Source organism: Cupriavidus sp. C3SS-1, from assembly GCF_057073755.1.
The window spans coordinates 2,253,855-2,272,727 of the sequence record NZ_CP172700.1 but is presented as its reverse complement, the minus strand read 5'-3'; the positions used below and the strand labels follow the sequence as shown (position 1 = coordinate 2,272,727).

Annotated in this window: 14 protein-coding genes; 3 read left to right on the top strand and 11 right to left on the bottom strand. The window is 62.5% G+C overall.

Annotated features, from left to right (window positions below):
* Positions 1-445: 445 nt before the first annotated feature.
* The 11 genes from ACIGJC_RS26435 to ACIGJC_RS26385 all read right to left on the bottom strand — a co-directional run bounded on the left by ACIGJC_RS26435 (position 446) and on the right by ACIGJC_RS26385 (position 12,060).
* Complete coding sequence (locus ACIGJC_RS26435; RefSeq protein ID WP_483712402.1) at positions 446-1,120, bottom strand: trimeric intracellular cation channel family protein; 675 nt, start codon at positions 1,118-1,120, stop codon at positions 446-448.
* Entirely contained in the window at positions 1,117-2,379 is a 1,263-nt protein-coding gene (locus ACIGJC_RS26430) for a M20 family metallopeptidase (RefSeq protein WP_483712401.1), read from the bottom strand. Before ACIGJC_RS26430 ends, ACIGJC_RS26435 begins: the two co-directional genes overlap by 4 nt.
* A 34-nt stretch (positions 2,380-2,413) precedes the next feature.
* Positions 2,414-2,560 carry a hypothetical protein gene (locus ACIGJC_RS26425; RefSeq protein WP_483712400.1) on the bottom strand — a complete coding sequence of 49 codons (147 nt, stop codon included), beginning with the start codon at positions 2,558-2,560 and terminating at the stop codon, positions 2,414-2,416.
* Between the two features lie 478 nt (positions 2,561-3,038).
* Positions 3,039-3,959 (bottom strand): LysR family transcriptional regulator, encoded by a 921-nt coding sequence (locus ACIGJC_RS26420; protein ID WP_483712398.1) that lies wholly within the window; start codon positions 3,957-3,959, stop codon positions 3,039-3,041.
* 73 nt (positions 3,960-4,032) lie between these two features.
* Positions 4,033-4,473 carry a Zn-ribbon domain-containing OB-fold protein gene (locus tag ACIGJC_RS26415; protein WP_483712397.1) on the bottom strand — a complete coding sequence of 147 codons (441 nt, stop codon included), beginning with the start codon at positions 4,471-4,473 and terminating at the stop codon, positions 4,033-4,035.
* Positions 4,474-4,492: 19 nt separating this feature from the next.
* Positions 4,493-5,665: a thiolase family protein gene (locus ACIGJC_RS26410; RefSeq protein ID WP_483712396.1), complete on the bottom strand. Its 1,173-nt coding sequence runs from the start codon at positions 5,663-5,665 to the stop codon at positions 4,493-4,495.
* A complete protein-coding gene (locus ACIGJC_RS26405; RefSeq protein ID WP_483712394.1) occupies positions 5,662-6,453 on the bottom strand; it encodes a crotonase/enoyl-CoA hydratase family protein in 792 nt (263 codons plus the stop codon). Before ACIGJC_RS26405 ends, ACIGJC_RS26410 begins: the two co-directional genes overlap by 4 nt.
* A gap of 48 nt (positions 6,454-6,501) precedes the next feature.
* Entirely contained in the window at positions 6,502-8,013 is a 1,512-nt protein-coding gene (locus ACIGJC_RS26400; protein WP_483712393.1) for a class I adenylate-forming enzyme family protein, read from the bottom strand.
* Between the two features lie 79 nt (positions 8,014-8,092).
* Positions 8,093-9,265, bottom strand: coding sequence for an acyl-CoA dehydrogenase family protein (locus ACIGJC_RS26395; RefSeq protein WP_483712391.1), 1,173 nt, complete (start codon positions 9,263-9,265; stop codon positions 8,093-8,095).
* 80 nt (positions 9,266-9,345) lie between these two features.
* Positions 9,346-10,326 carry a type 2 periplasmic-binding domain-containing protein gene (locus ACIGJC_RS26390; RefSeq protein ID WP_483712390.1) on the bottom strand — a complete coding sequence of 327 codons (981 nt, stop codon included), beginning with the start codon at positions 10,324-10,326 and terminating at the stop codon, positions 9,346-9,348.
* Between the two features lie 222 nt (positions 10,327-10,548).
* Positions 10,549-12,060, bottom strand: a complete 1,512-nt coding sequence (locus ACIGJC_RS26385; RefSeq protein WP_483712389.1) for an aldehyde dehydrogenase family protein — start codon at positions 12,058-12,060, stop codon at positions 10,549-10,551.
* Positions 12,061-12,712: 652 nt separating this feature from the next.
* On the opposite strand from ACIGJC_RS26385, the gene ACIGJC_RS26380 reads away from it, so the two are divergent.
* From ACIGJC_RS26380 to ACIGJC_RS26370, 3 genes are all read left to right on the top strand, one after another.
* Complete coding sequence (locus ACIGJC_RS26380) at positions 12,713-15,628, top strand: chemotaxis protein CheB (RefSeq protein ID WP_483712388.1); 2,916 nt, start codon at positions 12,713-12,715, stop codon at positions 15,626-15,628.
* 573 nt (positions 15,629-16,201) lie between these two features.
* Positions 16,202-17,599: a branched-chain amino acid transporter BcaP gene (gene bcaP, locus ACIGJC_RS26375; RefSeq protein WP_483712386.1), complete on the top strand. Its 1,398-nt coding sequence runs from the start codon at positions 16,202-16,204 to the stop codon at positions 17,597-17,599.
* Between the two features lie 137 nt (positions 17,600-17,736).
* Positions 17,737-18,834: a Leu/Phe/Val dehydrogenase gene (locus ACIGJC_RS26370; RefSeq protein WP_483712384.1), complete on the top strand. Its 1,098-nt coding sequence runs from the start codon at positions 17,737-17,739 to the stop codon at positions 18,832-18,834.
* Positions 18,835-18,873 lie beyond the last annotated feature (39 nt).

The window sequence follows — 18,873 nt, the reverse complement described above, 5'->3', positions numbered from 1 at the left end:
TTGCTTCCAATATTCTCAACTTCTGAGTAAGTGATTAGGCTTTGTACCGGGGGATCCGCCACGGAAGATCATCACTCGCTATGTCAAGCGACTGACGGCAACCAAAGCACGAGTGAGCTACCACGCCTAGGAACGTGGCGACGCGCGAGCAGCTCACCGGTTTCAAGCGGCGTATAGGCTAAGCCATGGCGCGGTTTGCCTGACCGAGATCCACGCCATGACATCGTCAAACTGTATCAACCCGGAGATATCCGATACGTCAATTTTGGCCTGCAACGGAAGATTAGAAGCATAGGAAAGCAAAGGTAAGAAGGGCGACTGGGGAGCGATATTGCGGCCCGACGCCGAACACATTCCTCTTGGACCGGCTCCGCAGGGCGTGGAGCGGCCCCATGCCGGTTGCATCATTTGCACCATCACGGGTGGCCCCACAGTCCTGCGCTTATCACTTGTCTGATCCGCTCCCACTGCCATCATGTCCGAGCGAGCGCGGTAGATTCCAGTTGTAGCGAAGGGAGAGGTAACGCAGCGCGAAGCACGCCATCAAGGCGGTCCAGGTTCGCCCACTGGACACCCATCCCAGGCGCTCGCCGGACACCTCGATGACGGCACCCACCAGAGCCGCCGACGCATAGACCTCGCGCCGAAGGATCATCGGCACCCGATTGAGTAGCACGTCACGCGCCACACCACCACCCACGGCGGTAACTACGCCGAGAATCACCGCCACCTCGGCGTTATGGCCGAAAATCAAGGCCTTCTGCGCGCCGGTCACTGCAAACAATCCGAGTCCCAGAGAATCGAACAAGGTCACCGGGTGTGCAAGGCGCACGACCAGCGCACGCGCAGCGAGCACCACCCATGACGCTGCCATAGCTACGGCGAGATAACGCCAATCGGTTAGTCCCGCGGGCGGCACGGCGCCGATGCACAGATCGCGCAGCACGCCTCCGCCGCAAGCGACCGCAAAGGCAATGGCGATGACACCGAACCAGTCGAGGCCGCGGTCTCTGGCGGCGACCGCGCCGCTGAAGGCAAAGGCAAATGTGCCGGCCAGATCGAGAAACGTGAACAGACGGTGGTCATTCAAGCCGGCAATGGCCAATTCGTGGACGTTCATACACTGGGACACAACCACGCGCTGGCGGCTGTCAGCATAGCCGCCAAGCCGGTCTCGAGCGTCGGATGGATCTGCGGCGCGAACTTCGGTGAGTGGTTGCTAGGGATTCTGTTGATGGTCCTCTCCTGTTTGGCCTTCTCGTACACCTCCGGGTTGGTACCGCCGACGAACCAGAATACATAGGGCACGCCCCAAGTGCGACCGAAGATGCTGAAGTCTTCGCTGGCCGATGCCGGACCGGGTGCCTGCGACGCCTTCTCGCCAAACTGGCGGCCGAAGGCCTGCGCCACCTTTTCCGTAGCGGCCAGATCGTTATCGGTCAACGGGTAGCTGTTGATCGTGGTGAACTCGGGCGGACGCTCGGCACCGGAGGCATCGCACTCGGCGCAACAGATGCGGCGGATCGAATTGAGCATGTATTCGCGCGTGTCCTCACTGAAGGTGCGCATGTTCAGCTTGATGGTGGCGTCGTCGGGGATGATGTTCTCCTTGGTACCGGCCTGCAGCGAGCCGATAGTGAGCACCGCCGGTTCGGTCGGCGCGATTTCCCTAGAGACAATGGTCTGCAGGCGCAACGTGGTCGCTGCTGCCATGATGACCGGATCGATCGAGGTTTGCGGCTGAGAGCCGTGCGAACCGCGCCCGAACAGCTTGATTTTCAGGCTATCTCCGGCGGACAGCGTAATGCCGGGACGGTAGTTGACGGTGCCTGCCGCGCCGACCATCACGTGCTGCCCGAGGATAATTTCGGGCTTCGGAAAGCGACCCTCGCCCCATTCGCCCACCATAGAGGATGCGCCCTCGGCCGTTTCCTCGCCGGGCTGGAATACAATCAACAGCGTGCCGCTCCAGGCGGTGCGACTTGCAGACAAGATACGGGCGGCACCGATCATCCAGGTCACGTGCATGTCATGGCCGCATGAATGCGCGACGCCGACTTCTACGCCTTCATCGTCGCGCGCGGTCACAGTACTGGCATACGGCAGGCCGGTGTCCTCTGCCATTGGTAGGGCATCCATGTCGGCGCGTAGCATCACGGTCGGGCCTGTGCCATTCTTCATCACGCAGACCACGCCAGTCACGCCGACGTTGCGCGTCACCTCGTAGCCCAGACCTTCCATGGCATCGGCGACGATTTTCGCGGTGCGAACTTCCTGCATCGACAACTCTGGGTGCTGGTGGAGGTCCTTGTAGAACGCCTCGAGTTCGGCCACCAGGGCGGGATCGGCGCGGTCGAGGACTTCAGTGAGAGGATTCATGATGACTCCAGAAGTGTCGAGTTGAACAGGGGACTCAGGCCGCACCTTCAACCCCATAGGCACCGCGAGCACGATCAAGGTTGGCCATCGCCACCGCCACCGTCAGGACGTCGAAACCCCGCGTAACGATGGCGGTTTCGCGCACGAACAGATTGTTCTGGCGGCCGGCGAAGGTGAGCACGCCGTCGAGCCAGTATATGCTTTCGCAACTAGCTCCAAACACGGTGAAAATGGCCCACAAAAACACTAGCAAAGTTCACGGCTCGCTGACCGCGTAATTCACTGCATTCGCAAATGTGTCGAAAGGAGCGCATGCTTACCCTATGGGAAAGACCTCCCGCAGGAGACCCACGCGAGAACGGAATGTGCTGGGTCGTCCATCACTCTGTGGGATGCTCCAGCAGGCTGATGATGGGGCGGCGTTTCTCGACGAAGGACCGCTTCTAAAGTGGAATTGCCATGTGAATGTCTCGGCAGCGCATGGGACGAGAGTCTCCTGATGGCCCGAGCCCGGCCATCGTCTCATGTTCACGGCGCCGCGCTGGCCCAAGTGGCAACAGAAAACCCTGAGCGGCCTCGTGAGCTTCGCGGCGGTTGCGGCTGTTATTAAGGAGCAACACCCACGGGCCCGTATGCGTGCCCAAAGATGCGGGCGCAGGTCATACCGCCGCGTCGTACTGATGGATCTGCGCAGCTAGTCGTTGCAGCAACCGGTTCGCGGCAGGCGAAAGCTGGCGGCCCACGCGCGTGATCAGTTGAGCCTCCGGACTTTGCAGCAACCGGTTCTCGACCGGGATTGCCATCAATTGGCCGGCTTCCAGCTCAGGGGCAACCGCGATCCGCGCCAGAAACGTGAAGCCGAGATTATTGGTGACGAACAGCTTGAGCAAGGTGACCGAATTCGTTGTCAATGCTGGCGTCAGCCGGACGCGGTCGAGCAGCATCGCCGCTTCCACCAGCCGCCGCGTGCCGTGCTCCGGATGCGTCAATGCCAGCGGATAAGGAAGCAAGTCCTGCAGCGTGACCGATCCGAACTTGCCGGCGAGCGGGAAATCCGGCGCAACGATCGCGTGCATCGGTTGACGCGATTCAGAGCGGCTGACGACCTTGGGGTCGGGTGACGGGTTGAACGCCAGCCCGATGTCGGCCTCGTCCTCGGCCACGCGGCGCACCACTTCGTTGGTGCTGCACAGGTCCACTGTGAGCGAGATTTCCGGGTGGCTTTCGCGGAACTGCCGTATCGGGCCGCCGACCATCGTCGACGCGAAGCCTTCACCCATGACGACGGTGACCTTGCCGCGGCGCAGTCCGCGCAATTCCTGGATCTTGGAAACGAGGTCGGCCTGGTGGGCACGCTGTAGTGAAAAGTACTCGAGCAACAGCGCGCCAGCGTCGGTTGGCTTGACCCCTCGCTTGTTGCGCTCGATGAGCGGCGTGGCGAGTTCCTCCTCGAGCAATGCGATCTGCCGACTCACGGCAGAGGGCGCGATGTCGAGGAAGTCGGCCGCCGCGCGCACTGTGCCGCAGCGCACCGCTTCATACAGGTAAGCAATACGGCTTTCGGTGTAGGGCGCTGTCATGCGGTCGTTCCAGACGAGGCGTGTAGGCGCCCATTCTGGCACGCCAGCGGAATCGGGAGTATCGGTCTTTCCTCTACCGCTCCGATTGAAACATCAGCAGGTGCATGCCATCGTCTATCGGCAGCCAGCAGGGCACGACCTTCATGCCGATGCAAACCTCATGCAGCGAACAATTGACCAGGTTGGCAATCACATTGACGCCGACATCGAGGGTCACCGAGGCGACCACATAGGGCTCGTGCCCACGAAACGGCGCGGCGCCGCGCCGCACTACGGTCCATGAAAAAACTTCGCCGCGACCCGAGACTTCGCGCCATTCGATATCGGTCCTGCGGCCGGTGAAGATGCTGGTTGGGCGCGGGTAATGCTGATACTTGCCGGTCGCCCGGCAATACTGGATGACCAGCTTCTTCTCGCGTGTCGCCGCCCAGAATGGCTGCGTGAAGCTGGATGGCTTGATCGCGCGCTTGACAGCAAACGTATCATCGGGAAGTTCGGGAATAGCTGTTTCCATGGTCCGCCTTGTGTAGGGATCATGCGTTGGGAGCAAGGACCAGGGCGCTGCTCGTGCCCCAGTTGCGCGAGTAATTGATCCAGCCGATGCCGCTCACCAGCGCATTGGCGGTGTTCCTGACCTGACGCGCGCCGCCTTCGCCCATCAACTGCCTCACTGCCTCGATCAGGTTGTGCGAACAGCATGCCGCTTGCCCCGCCGAGATCTGGCCGCCGCCGGTATTCAAGGGTAGGTCACCATCGAAGGCAAAGTTCATGTCGCGGATGAACTGCACGCCCTGACCCGGCCCACAGAATCCGAACGCCTCGAGCTGCAGCATGATCGCGATGATGAAATCGTCGTAGGGGTGAAACGATGCAATGTCCTTGAGCGCGAGTCCCGCCTGGGCGAGGGCGCGTTTGCCGCAAACCTCGTGGCCACTTCGGGTGACATCGACGAAGTTCTCCCCGCCCTGGAAGTTGGTCCGCTCGCCGTAGCCGATCGGTATGACGAACTTGTCGATGCCCTTTTCCCTGGCGCGTCGCCTGCTCGTCATCAGCAGGCCGGAGGCGGCGTCGCAGCGCATGACGCAATCGAGCAGACGTATCGGGTCGGCAATCATGCGCGAGTTGAGGTAGTCATCGATCGTGATCGGCTTGCGCAGCTTCTCGCAGGCGTTCTCGTTCAACACGGCATGGGCGCGCTGGGTGACCGCGAGCTTGCCCAGCATCTCGTAGTCAAGTCCATACTGATGCTCGTAGCGCCGCGTCAGCAAGCCGAAAGCATCGGGGGGGCCGAAGACACCGTACGGATCGGCCCACTCGCGGCGGAAGCTGCGGTCACCCCGGTTGTTTTCCGCCACGCCAGTGTCGGCGAACAGCAGCAAGGCCGTGGTGCACAGGCCGGCATCGATTGCCGCCGCGGCACGTGCGACGCTGCCGGTGGCTGAACAGCCGCCGATATGCACCTGGTCGCAGTAGTCGAGTTCCAGGCCGAGCTGGTCGGCCGTGACCTGTGCCCAGAAGCTCTCACCGGCCGCCGTCAGCCCGAATCCGGCCATGACCAGCCCGTCGATCTCCCCCTTCTCGAAGCCGCTGCGCTCGAGCAGGGCTTCGAGGACCTCGGCATCAAGCTCCCAGACGTCGCGATCGCTTTTTTCCATGACCTTGGTTTCGGCAAAAGCGACGATCGCCGAATCGCGCAGGCGGTTCACAGCGTTTCTCCCCCTCCCGGCGCCTTGATGGGCACCGCCTTCTTGTTCAGGAACTCGCTCAGGCGTGCGGTCGTTTCGGGGCTGAGGGTATATTCACTGACCAGTCGCTCGACGAAGATGCCATCGTCGTAAGACATATCAGCGATGCGCGGCAGGGCATTGGTGACGGCGAAGTTGGTCAGCGGCGCGTTGGCGCAGATGCGCCGGGCCAATGCGACTGCCTTCTCCAGCGCCTGTCCCTTTGGCACCACATACTGCACCGCGTTGAAGCGCAGCGCCTCCTCGGCGTTCAGCACGCGTCCCGTCAACATCAAATCCGTCATGAGGGCGGTCCCGATCAGCCGGCTGATCCGCACCGAGCCGGCGCCGCCGACGAAGATGCCACGTTGGCCCTCGGGCAGGGCGAAGAACGCCGTTTCGTCGGCGACCCGGATATGGGTGCTGGCCGCGGCCTCGAAGCCACCACCGATGGTGGCGCCATGCAAGGCAGAGACGAACGGTATCCTGCCCCGGGCAATCAGCTCGGTGTCGTAATTGCGGGGATACGGCAGCTTGTGCTCCTTGCCGCTTTCCCACATCGCCGCGGCGTAGGCGAGATCCAGCCCGCCGCTGAAGCACTCCCCATGACCAAACAGAACGCCACACCTGGCTTCTTCACCCGCGCGCATCACCGCCGTGTGCAGCTGCTTATGCAATTCGTCGTTGAAGGCATTGCGCTTGGCCGGGCGGTTGAGACCGATCAGGGCAACGTCGCCATCGAGTTCATAACTTACTACTTCATTACTCATCTCTTTCTCCTTCCTTGTTTCGTTCATTTCACGAGGGCAACAGCCAGGTCATCCCTGCGCCATTGCATCGAGGTGGGCAAGTAGATTTCGTTTGAGCAACTTGCCGGTGTCGGTCATCGGCAAGGAGGGCAACACGCGAAACAGTGCCGGTTGCTTGTAGGGGGCCAGTTGCTCGCGCAGGTAGCCGCGCAGTACTTGCTCATCAAAGCCCACGCCGTCGCGGAGCTCGAGGAAGGCGATCACCTTCTCGTTCCCATCAGGCTCTCGCTGCCCGACGACCGCCGAGCGCTGCACGCTGGGATGCTGATTGAGCACAGCTTCGACTTCTGCCGGATATACGTTGAAGCCGGAGCGGATGATCAGCTCCTTCGTTCGGCCGACGATGAACAGCGCGCCGTCCTCGCCCAGCCGCCCAAGGTCACCGGTGGCATACCAGCCGCCGGGACGGAACGCCTGCCGGGTAGCCTCGGGATCTCGAAAGTAGCCGGGCGTCAAATACGGGCCGGCAAGCCAGATCTCCCCGGTCTCTCCTGTCGCTACATCGCGATGGCCGGCGTCCACGATGCGCATGGACATGCCTTCCAGTAGATAGCCAGCGGCGGTGTCCTGGCGCCGCACGTTGCTCGTGGTGGCGCAGCCGACCGGCGATTCCGAACTCGCATAACCGTGGTGCAGCGGCAGGCCGAAACAAGCCTCCACGCGATCCTTCAGCGCGAGATCGAGCGGACTGCTCCCTGTGTAGAGGTAGCGCAGATGCGGCGCTGATGGCCGGGCGATGCCATGGCTCTCGAGGTGGGCAAGGAGGCGTGAGTACAGCGCCGGCGGACCTTGCAGTTGACTGACCCGATGGTGGGCGAGTGCGTCGAGCACGTCGGCGGCTGAGAAGGTCTGCCGCAGGACCAATGTTGCGCCCGAATGGAGCGACGAGGCCAGCACGGCGGCGAGGCCAAAGATATGGGTCATCGGCACGAACAGGCACAAGCGATCGTCGCGCCCGAGGCCGCGGGATTTGCAGGAGACGCGCGCGGCATGCAGCACGGCCGCGTGAGTCACCATGACGCCCTTGGGCCTGCCGGTGGTGCCGGAGGTGGAGATGATTGCCGCGACGCGTTCGGCTTCGCTGCCCTGTTCGGCGACCGCCTCAAGGTTCACGTCGCTGTGCATGAGTCCGTCGAGCGTCGATGAACGGGCGTGGTGGCGCCGGGCATGGGTCATTGCCACCGCGGAGACCCCCGTGGTGAAGTAGGCCAGCCGCGCATCGACCAATTGCGCAAAAGCGTCGACCTCGCCGGCGGCCATGCGGGCATTGACTCCGCAGGACCAGGCGCCGACGCGGCTGCAAGCGAGCAGCAAGGCGATATGCTCGGTGCAGTTTTCCGTCACGATTACCACCCGATCGCCGGAGCGCACGCCCAGGGCGAGCAGTTCCGCCTCCAGGGCGCTGGCCATGGCGCCGACCTCGGCATAGGTCACAGTGCGATCGGGCAGATGGATGAATTCGCGGTCGGGCTCACTCGCGAGCCACGGTTCGAGGAGTTCGTGGATGCGGCTTGGATTCATCAAGGGTTCTCCAGAAGGAAACAGATTCGGGCGCGATGCCTTGCCTGGATCGGCAATGCGCCCTGGCGGACCAGTGCCATCAGCCGAACACATTCAATGCATGCCGCGCAATGGCGATCTTGAGAACGTCGGTCGGTCCATCGGTGATCAACATGCTGCGCTGATCACGCCAGAATTTCTCGATCGGCAGTTCGGTCGAGAGTCCGATACCGCCGTGGAGTTGCATGCATCGATCCGCGGCTTCAAAGGACTTGCTGTCACCGAAGTTCTTCACCATGTAGGCTTCCGTGCGAATGTCCTCGCCGCGATCGTGTTTCCACGCTGCGTGCCTGACCATCAGTTCGAGCTGATGCCACTCCAGGTAGGAATCGGCAATCGACCATTGCACGGCTTGCCGTTCAGCAAGCGGCTTGCCGAAGGTCACCCGCTCGTTCGCGTAGCCCGCGGCCAGCTCGAGACAGCGCTCCATCACCCCGCAGGCCTTGGCGCCGTGACGCACGCGAAGTACGGTGAGCACTTTCTGTGCGTGCTTGAAGCCTTCACCTTCGGCGCCGATGCGATTTTCCACCGGCACTCTGACATCGTCGAAGGCGATTTCCCAAGGCGTGTCGTCGACCAGCATCTTCTGTGCGCGCAGCAGTTTGACCCCGGGAGCTTTCATGTCGACGATGAAGGCGGAGATCCCCCCGTGCGAGCCCTTTGTGCGGTCGGTCGCGGCCATCAGTTGCGCATAATCGGCATCAGCCGCGCCGGTGATGAAGCGCTTGAAACCGTTGATCACGTAATGATCGCCGTCGCGCACGGCGGTGGTCTTCATGCCGCCGGGGTCAGAACCCGCATCGGGCTCGGTCTGGGCAAAGCACCATTTCAATTCGCCGCGCAGTGTCGGCAAGAGAAAGCGCTCCTTTTGCGCAGGGTCGAGTTCATAGAGCACGGGGTACACGGTCGCGCCGAACGGATTGATCGCCCGTACCGGCAGGGCCACCGTGCGGGCGAGTTCCGACCACACGACGGTTTTGGCGAGCAAGCCAAAGCCCAGTCCGCCGTATTCGACGGGCACGTCGAACTTGTCAAGTCCCAGCTCTTTCCCGAACGCCTCGACGCGGGTACGCAGTTCGGGAATCAGCTTGTCGTCCTTGCGCGCTGTGAGTTCGGCCGGGATGAGCTCCTGATTCACAAAGCGGCGCAGCGAATCCTTCAGCATGCGCAGTTCTTCCGGTAACGCAAAATTCATTATTTCGTCTCCGTCCATACCCATTTCTTTTTTGGCGCCCCTGCGTGCGCGCATGCCGACGGCATATATGCGGCTGTCATTGGCCGCGCGCGCAGCGCTCAGCGCGATGAATTCGACTGGATGTACTGGTTGAAGAAGGTCTCCATCCCCGGCGGCGACCTTTTCAGTTCCACAATGACGCGCTCTCCGTCGGCACCAAGGACGAAATGCGCCGGCGCCAGCGCCGCCTTTTCGTACTGCGCCATGAATTGCGGATCCTTCGCCATCCTTTCCACTGCGCTACGCAGTTCAGCGACGGCGGCGTCGGGGGCATTGGGCGGCATGAAGATCACGCGCGCCATGCGCGAGATGCTGTTCAGGAACTGCAGCGCTTCCCACTTCGCACCGCCAGGGTTCACATTGGCGCCGTGGATTTCGCGATAGAGCTCCAGGAAGGTAGGCACATCGGGAAGATGGGGACTGCGGTTGCCATCGCCGCGCTCGAACTGGAAGAGCGGAATCGCCAGACCCCTGCCCACCAAACTGTTTTTGGCAAAGGAGTTGTAGCCGGGCAAGGAATTGCTGACCAACTGGATGTCGCCCTGGAGCATCGCCACTTCGGCCTCGCGCGTCCCCTTGTAGCCGGTGATGGTCCGGTATTTGGCGCCTAGCAGGTCAAGGGCCAGACTCTGGCGCAACGCCGACCAGTCCGAACCATTCGAAAGTACCGCGGCACGAAACGGATTGACGTGGGCAATGTCGGCAGGCTTGGCGATGCCCGGGGCGGTGTCACGCCGAATGTAAAGCAGGTTGGTCTGCTCCATGCCGGCAATGAACTTGAAGTCGTTGAATTGGACCCGCAAGTTCGGATGATGCAGGATCTGCTGCATCGGGTCCCAGGTAAAGAAGCCGATGTTGAACTTATTGGTCTCGGAGACGTCGCCGAGTTGGTTGACGCCGATCATGCCGCCGGCGCCGGATACATTGCGAACGACGACCGCGCTGGTGCCTTTCAGAAAGCGCGGCAGATGTTGCGCAAAAACGCGCCCCTCCAGGTCGGTGGGCCCGCCCACCGGGAAATTGACAATCACGTTGACCACGCGGCCGGCAAATTCCTGCGCATGGGCAACACCCGTTCCAGAGAGCATCGCCAGGACGCAGGCAATGCTGCGAAGCTTAGACATCAGACGCATTTCTTAAACTCCTGATAGCCGACATGAAGTGAGTCGCGACGCCGGTAGCTCCGCTGATCGAGTCTGCGGGCGTCGCAGGCACAACGAATCGCTTGGCGCGATCCAGCTCCTGTCCGTTTCGCGGTCAAGTCACGAACGGCCTACCCGTGTCGTCGGCGTGGCGGCGGTCTGGACCCACACGCTCTTCGTCTGCGTGTATTCGTACAGCGCCTCGACGCCGCTCGTGCGCCCGTAGCCGCTGTTCTTGTAGCCGCCAAATGGCGAGGCAACATGCACGGAGCGGTAGCCGTTGATCCAGAATGTGCCGGCGTCCACCTGGGCCGCCACACGGTGCGCGCGGGCAACGTCATTGGTCCACACTGCACCGGCCAGGCCGAATTCGCTGTCATTGGCGATCGCGATCGCTTCCTCCTCCGTGTCGAACGGAATCGCGGCGATCACGGGTCCGAAGATCTCGGTGCGGGCGACTTGCATCGAGTTCGAGACGCCGGCGAACAGCGTCGGCTTGACGTAATAGCCACCTGACTCGAAATCCGTGGTGCCGGCCGCGAGCTGGGCGCCTTCTGCGACGCCCGCGACGATCATCCGCTTGATGTGCTCGTACTGGCCGCGGTTGCTGATCGGCCCAATCTCCGTTGACGATTCGAGCGGATGCCCGATGCGCAGCCGGCGCGCGCCCTCTGCCACCTTGTCGACCAGTTCGTCGTAGATTCGGCGCTGCACAAGCAGGCGCGATCCGGCGGTGCAGCTCTGGCCCGTGCCCGAGTAAACGGCTGCCTGGGCGCCAATTGCGGCCATGTCGAGGTTTGCGTCTTCGAAGACGATATTCGCGGACTTGCCGCCGAGTTCAAGGATGCACGGGATCAGGTGCCGCGCAGCAGATTCGGCGATCTTTGCGCCCGTTGCGGGCGAGCCGATGAAGACGACCTTACGCACGATGCTGTTCGCGATGGCTGTCTGGGCTGTCGTGTGACCGTAGCCGGCCAGCACATTGACCAACCCGGCGGGCAGGCCGGCCTGTTCAGCCAGCGCGGCAACCGCCAGCGACGTGAACGGCGTCAGCTCCGACGGCTTGAGCAGCACTGCATTGCCGACGGCGATGGTCGGCGCGACTTGCCAGCCGAACGACAGGATGGGGATATTCCACGGCGTGACATGGAGGATGGTCCCGTAAGGCTCGCGGCGCGTGTAGTTGAGGTGGGTGGTCGGCACGGCGATGACGTCGCCGTGGAACTTGTCAGCCCAGCCCGCGTAGAACTCGAACATCTCGGCCACCATCTCGGCCTCGCGTCGGCTGTCGCGGATCGGCTTGCCGGTCGAGATCGATTCGAGGCGGGCCAAGGCTTCGCCGTGCTCCCTGATTTTGGCGGCCACCGCGAACAGCGTGCGCCCACGCGCGGCGTGGGTCATGCCCCACCAGGTTTTCTGCGCCTCGTGCGCGGCCGCGCAGGCCAGCGCGGCCACGTCGGCACCGGCGTCGCGATAGGTGACGCTCCTCTCTCCGGTCGCAGGGTCGAACAACTGGATCTCGTCGCCGGTGCCCGGGATCAGCATCCCGCCCACATACGAACCGATGTCCTTGGCACCTGGAAAGAATTCGGCAAAGGCCGCCACCAGGAATCCTGCTTTCGATTGCTCCATCGTGAATGCTCCAGTCAGTGGTGTTCGTCCGGGGCAGTATGGTTGGACGGTGGAGGCTGTTCAATGGCACACGATCAGCAATCGTGTTCTGAAAAAGAGAACAGCATTTCGTTGCGCCATCTACTTGTCGGCCGAAGCGGTAAGACGTGGCTTCAATGGAGCACGGTACCGAGCGAGCCGGCGAATCGCTTCCCTACACATGTCTGCTGCTTTGCATTTCATGACAGGCCCGCCTCGGCGAACCCCGCCCTCCTGCAATCAATGCGATGCATGATGGCCTGTCGGCCGATGCATGGCCTGAGCCTCCGGCCCCTACGCAGCCCGACCGAATTTAGCCGCAACTTCGGTATGGCGTGGGGCATGGGCGTGGCTGGATAGATCGTGCTGGAAGCGCTTACCGCGGGAGAGATTGCGCCGGTTTCCCTTCAGGTGCGGTCCATCGCTGCACCGGGTCCTGGCCGAACCGAGCTGCCGGTAGGGACCCCGCGCTTCTCAAGTTTCGCGACAACGCCCTGTTGCTTATCATAAAGATGGCAGGCCTGGGCAAGTGATGACTTGGCCAGGCGAATATGCGCTCAAACGACCATCCTGTTCTCCGGGGGGCTGAGCAGCCGCTCTCGGGTCGAATAGCGGCAATGGGAGGTGAACTGCAATGAGTCACGCTATCGCTGTTCACACGCCTGACAGCAATGTGCCTATCGTAGCGGTCGGTGCATCGGCGGGTGGTATCGGTGCGCTACAGACCCTGTTTGCCTCCTTTACTGGCACACCGCCTTACGCGATGGTCGTGTTGCAGCACTTGCCACCCGCTCATACCAATCGCCTGGCGGATGTGCTGCGTAAATGGACAAAGATTCCCGTGATCGAAGCGCGGGATGATGCGCGTCCCTCGCCTGGATACATCTATATCCCGTCACCTGACAGCATCCTGACGCTGGAGGAGGGGGTTTTCCGCACACGGCCGGCACAAGGCGGCGCTCGCCGCCCGGGCATCGATATGATCGATGCATTCCTTGAAAGCGTCGCGGCGCAGGGCCGTCCGCGGGCGGTTGCGGTGATACTTTCTGGCATGGGCATGGATGGTACTGCGGGCGCGGTAAGTCTCCGGCAGGCCGGCGGCATCGTCATCGTCCAGGATCCCCTGACGGCGCAGCATGACGCCATGCCCATGGCAGTGATTCGGCGACGCATTCACGATCATGTGTTGCCCGTCACTGCTATGGCGGGGCAGTTGCTTGCCTGCTTTGAAGAGGGATACACACGACCGGCTGCCTCGGAACTCTGGGAATCCACGGTTGCCAGAACGCTCGATCGGATCCTGGCACTGATTCGCCGCGAAGTTGGTTTTGATCTCAGCGGCTATCGGCCGTCGCCATTGCTATGGCGTATCCAGCAACGTATGGACGTGCGGCTCGTCTATTCCTTTGAGGACTACGCCTGGCTCGTCGAGGACGACCCCATCGAGCTTGAGGCATTGGTCCGTGGCCTGCCCATTCATGTCACGGAGTTCTTTCGTGACGCTGAAGCCTGGAGCGCTTTGAAGCATGACATGCTCGAGCCGCTGGTGAAAGAGAACGACGGTACGCCGCTGAGACTCTGGACAACTGCTTGCTCGACTGGCGAAGAAGCTTACTCGTTGGCGATACTGCTGGACGAAATCGTCCAGGAAAGCGGACACGCAGTCGATTACCAGATATTCGCGACCGACGCGGCGCCAGAAGCGGTCGCCATGGCTAGCCACGGTGGCTTCAGGGCTGAGTCCTTCGCCAAAATGGACCCGGGTCGGGTCTCTCGCTATTTCTATGCGGTAGATGGTCGCTATCGCATCAAACGCTTCGTGCGCGAACGCATGGTGTTCGCCGTCCAGGACGTGATATCGGACCCGCCTATCGCCGGGGTCGATGTCGTGACCTGCCGCAACCTTTTGATTTATCTGGAACCTGCCACCACCAAGGACGTGCTGCGCACACTCAACAGCGCTTTACGTATCGGAGGCGGCCTCTTCGTCGGGGCGAGCGAAGCGTATCCGGTGGATAGCGTTGGCTTCGTGCCAGTCTCGAGAAGGTGGAATATCCACAGGAAAGTGGACGACATTGGAGAGGGCAAGCGCAGCCTGGCGCCAAGCAGCGCCAGCATTGCAAGGTCAACGGTTCGCACGGCGGCGCAGTCGCCTCGTCTTCCGGCGGTACTGATTGACGAACAATGCAATCTTCTACGCCTGTATGGAGATACGGCGGGAATTTTGAGTTTTCCCGCTGGGGAGCCGACCCTGAATCTTCTGCGGCTTGTAAGCCGTGCCTGCGCAGCGGAGCTCAGGATCACGGTCCAAAGGGCGTTGGCTTGCGCACAACCGCAGGCGTTACTGGGTATGTTCGAGATGGCAGGCAAGACTGCCTCTGTCAGGGTCAGCGTGACCCCCCTGGAACCCTCAACCGACGGAAGGCTGAACCGATTGCTGGTCTCGTTCAGTACCGAGGATGCGGTCGGCAATAATGTGGATCCGCTCGCAGCCAGCAAGGAGCTTTGCGATATCCATGGTCAAAGGATGGATTGGGAAGAGGACCTGCGCATTTCTCGCGAAGAGCTGGAGGCCTCGCGCGAAGAACTGCAAGCGCTTAACGAAGAGCTGAAGGCCGCGAACGCGGATCTGAACGCCAGCAACCAGGACCTCAACGACGCGAATTCCGATCTGAAGGCAAGAGTCGCCGAAATCAGGATGCAAAGCGATGTGCTGTCTTCAGGCGCTGTCATGACGGTCTTTCTTGATCGGGACCTGAAGGTGCGCTGGTTCACGCCGGCCATCTCCGAGGCCATACCGCTCATGCCGAATGATGTTGGCCGAAGCGTTTCCGACCTGCGCCGGTCGTTTCGCGATGACGTCTTCATTTCGGATATTCGGGCCGTTCTGGCAACAGGAATCCAAAGCGATGCCATCGTCGGACGAGGCCAGGATCGCTGGCTTCTGAGGCGCATCTATCCCCATCGCTCATCCGAGGGCGTCATACTAGGCGTAGCTATCACGTTCGCCGATGTCACGGACCGAACACGCGCCGAACACGGGCTCCAACGCAGCAAGATCTGGCTTTCTGCACAAAAGGAAGCATTTCAGTCGGCCATGAACGGCGACTCGCTGGAATGCTCGCTTGGCATCCTCATCCAGAGTCTGCTGGACCAGGCGGAAGATCGTCGACGGTGCGCGTTCTACATCGCCCGGGGTGATACGTTGCACCATGTAGCCGGTATGCCGGCTGACTACGCGAAATGCGTGGACGGATTCCTGATTTCGCCTGAATCGCTGGCATGCGGTCTCGCCGTTGCCACGGGTACCCCCGTCATCACGCGTGATGTACTTGACGAACCCCGGTGGCAGCCATGGACATGGTTGGCAGACCAGTTCCACTACCGCGGCTGCTGGTCCTTCCCCGTGGAGACCTCCGCAGGCAACCTGGTGGGTTCACTGGCGATGTACTTCGAACAGCCACGGGAACCGTCGGAGATCGACATCGAGCTGGCGGCGGCATTCACCCAAACCGCAGGAATTATTATTTCGCGGCATGCGTCAAGTTGAAGAATCATGCTTCCCCGGCGGCAGTGCGCCTTGGACACGGGGTATCACCATGGACAGGATTGCTTGCGTGGCGCTGCCGGACATTGCGTCGAGGCAGGCATTGCAACAATCCGCGGCCTCGTCTGACGCCTGATGCGTCGGCGCGCGCCCACCCTTCCGCTATTCGTTTTCAAGATATCAGGTGTTGGATTTCTTGATTTTACGATGGCGCGGGCGCTTTCTACACTGCTCCGAACAAAAGAAGCATACGGAGACAGACAGCGTGAATACCTCACTTTCGCCGCCTGGCGCGAAGCCCTGGCCGCGGGCAGCCTCTACCATCCCCACACGCTCGACAATGTCCGCGTCCACGTGAGCGGCCCCCCGGTGCTACTGCGACCACCTTTGCTGCAATAGGCGGAGCGCCGGGCAATTCCAACAGATAACGGGGCCGGCGCGCGACCAGCGTGCCGGCAAGCCGTGCGGCCTACCCGGCAGCACGCTGTCCCGATGCCATCGCGCCCGCATGACCCGCCGCCAGCTCCGGCGCGGGCCCATGCGATCGCTGCGGCAGCACATAGAGGAGACACCTGTATGAGCTTGTTCCGAACCAAGAACATAGATGCCATGCTGGCGGACAGCCACGCTGGCGGCCTGAAGAAAGTGCTTGGGCCGATCGATCTCGTGATGATGGGCATCGGCGCCATCATCGGCACCGGCATCTTCGTGCTGACCGGCACCGGCGCGCTGACCGCCGGCCCGGCGCTGACGGTGTCTTTCGTCATCGCGGCCATGGCCTGCGGCTTCGCCGCGCTTTGCTATGCCGAGTTTGCTTCCGCCATCCCGGTGTCGGGATCGATCTATACCTACAGCTATGCCACGCTGGGCGAGATCATCGCCTGGATGATCGGCTGGGACCTTCTGCTCGAATACGGCCTGGCCACCTCGGCGGTGTCGGTGGGCTGGTCCGGCTATTTTCAGTCGCTCGTCGCCGGCTTCGGCCTGAAGCTGCCGGTGGCACTCACGGCCGCGCCAGGCGCGGTGCCCGGTGTCGAGACCATGGTCAACCTGCCGGCCATGCTGATCATGCTGGCGATCACCTGGGTGGTGTCGTACGGCGTGAAGGAATCCACGCGGCTGAATAACGTGATGGTGGCGATCAAGATCAGCGTGGTGCTGCTGTTCATCGCCGTGGGCGTCTGGCACGTGAAGCCGGTGAACTGGCAGCCGTTTGCGCCGTTCGGCATGGGCGGCGTGTTCAATGCGGCGGCGCTGGTGTTCTTTGCCTTCATCGGCTTCGACGCCGTGACTTCCGCCGCGGAGGAAGTCCGCAACCCGAGCCGCGACCTGCCCATCGGCATCATCGGCTCGCTGGCGGTCTGCACCGTGCTGTACGTGGTGGTGGCCGCGATCATGACCGGCATCGTGCCGTTCGCCAGGTTCGCCGGCGTTGACCACCCGGTGTCGCTGGCATTGCAATTCGCCGGACAGAACTGGGTGGCCGGCTTTGTCGACCTCGGCGCCATTCTCGGCATGACCACGGTGATCCTGGTCATGACCTTTGGCCAGACTCGCGTCATCTTCGCCATGTCGCGCGACGGCCTGCTGCCCGCGCGGCTGTCGTCGGTGCATCGCGTACATGCCACGCCGTTCTTTGCCACCTGGACCGTCGGCATCGTGTTCGCGTTGATCGCCGCATTCGTGCCGCTCAATGTGCTGGCCGAGCTGATCAATATCGGCACGCTCTCCGCCTTCACGCTGATTTCGATCGCGGTGCTGGTGCTGCGCCGGACACGTCCCGAGTTGCCCAGGGCCTTCCGCTGCCCCGGCGTGCCGGTGGTGCCGCTGCTATCGGTTGGCTTCTGCCTGTTCCTGATGGCCCACCTGCAGGCACTGACCTGGATCGCCTTCCTCGCCTGGCTCGGAATCGGCCTTGCGGTCTATTTCCTGTACGCGCGCCGTAATGCGGTGCTGCACGGCGCCACCCGGTAGCAAGGGCTGGCCGTAAGAAGCGACGCGGACACCCACCATTCGCGATGGGGCTACCCGCCCCGTCCAGAGCCGCACCGCACTGCAATCCAGGCGGTGTACCAAGGAAGGCAGGGCTACAGCCTTGCATTCCCTACGTCATGGAGAAGACATTGAACGACCGTACCCACGCAGCGGCCGCCGTGCGCCTGTTCGGCACCGGCGAAGGCCTGTCCCACGAGCGCGTGACGCTCGCCACCGATCCGGAATCCGGCCTGCAGGCCATCATCGCCCTCTACAGCACCACACTGGGCCCCGCTTTCGGCGGCTGCCGGTACTGGACCTATCCTACCGAGGCCGAGGCGCTGTCCGATGCGCTGCGCTTGTCGCAGGGCATGGCCTACAAGAACGCACTTGCCGGGCTGCCGTTTGGCGGCGGCAAGGCCGTGATCCTGCGCTCGCCAGCGCAGACGGATCGCCGGAAGCTCTTCCGCGCTTTCGGGCGCATGGTGGAATCGCTGCGAGGCAGCTATATCTCGGCCGAGGATGTGGGCACGACGGTGGACGACATGCGCGCGGTCCAGGCCGAGACGCGCTACGTCAGCGGCCTGCCGCGCGACGGCGGATTCGGTGGCAACCCCTCGCCGTGGACGGCATACGGCGTGTTTGTGGGGATTCAGGCAGCGGTGCAGTACCGCCTGGACCGCAAGTCGCTCGCCGGATTGTCGGTGGCCGTCCAGGGTCTGGGATCGGTAGGCTGGGAACTCTGCCGACGCCTCCATGAAGCGGGCGCGGCCCTGACCGTGGCCGATATCGATGCGGGGCGGACCACGCAGGCGCAACAGCAATTCGGCGCACGCGTCGTAGCGCCGGAGGCCATTTCGGGCGCGGACGCCGATGTTTTCGCGCCTTGTGCGCTCGGTGGCGTCATCACCCCGGCCGTGGCCGAAAGCTGCCGCTTCCAGGTCATCGCCGGCGGCGCGAACAACCAGCTCGCCTCACTGGCCGAAGGGGATACCCTCCATCAGCGCGGCATCTTCTATGCGCCCGATTTCCTCATCAACGCCGGCGGCATCGTCAGCTGCGCGCGGGAATACCTCGGCGGCGTCGATGATTCCGTCCTGCGCGACGAAGTGGCCGGCATCCGGGACCGGGTGCTCAAGCTGGCGCAACGCGTTGAGTCGACGGGCCAGGCGCCGGCACGTGAAGCGGTGACGTGGGCTCACGAGGTGTTATCGCAAGGTATCGAGTCGAACTGAGCTGCCACCCTGGCCATGGTGATGCCAAGGCCGGTGCGG

Coding starts and splice junctions, on each gene's coding strand:
- ACIGJC_RS26435 (WP_483712402.1), bottom strand. CDS start 1,120: ATGAACGTCCACGAATTGGCCATTGCCGGCTTGAATGACCACCGTCTG.
- ACIGJC_RS26430 (WP_483712401.1), bottom strand. CDS start 2,379: ATGAATCCTCTCACTGAAGTCCTCGACCGCGCCGATCCCGCCCTGGTG.
- ACIGJC_RS26420 (WP_483712398.1), bottom strand. CDS start 3,959: ATGACAGCGCCCTACACCGAAAGCCGTATTGCTTACCTGTATGAAGCG.
- ACIGJC_RS26415 (WP_483712397.1), bottom strand. CDS start 4,473: ATGGAAACAGCTATTCCCGAACTTCCCGATGATACGTTTGCTGTCAAG.
- ACIGJC_RS26405 (WP_483712394.1), bottom strand. CDS start 6,453: ATGAGTAATGAAGTAGTAAGTTATGAACTCGATGGCGACGTTGCCCTG.
- ACIGJC_RS26400 (WP_483712393.1), bottom strand. CDS start 8,013: ATGAATCCAAGCCGCATCCACGAACTCCTCGAACCGTGGCTCGCGAGT.
- ACIGJC_RS26395 (WP_483712391.1), bottom strand. CDS start 9,265: ATGGACGGAGACGAAATAATGAATTTTGCGTTACCGGAAGAACTGCGC.
- ACIGJC_RS26385 (WP_483712389.1), bottom strand. CDS start 12,060: ATGGAGCAATCGAAAGCAGGATTCCTGGTGGCGGCCTTTGCCGAATTC.
- ACIGJC_RS26380 (WP_483712388.1), top strand. CDS start 12,713: ATGAGTCACGCTATCGCTGTTCACACGCCTGACAGCAATGTGCCTATC.
- bcaP (WP_483712386.1), top strand. CDS start 16,202: ATGAGCTTGTTCCGAACCAAGAACATAGATGCCATGCTGGCGGACAGC.
- ACIGJC_RS26370 (WP_483712384.1), top strand. CDS start 17,737: ATGGAGAAGACATTGAACGACCGTACCCACGCAGCGGCCGCCGTGCGC.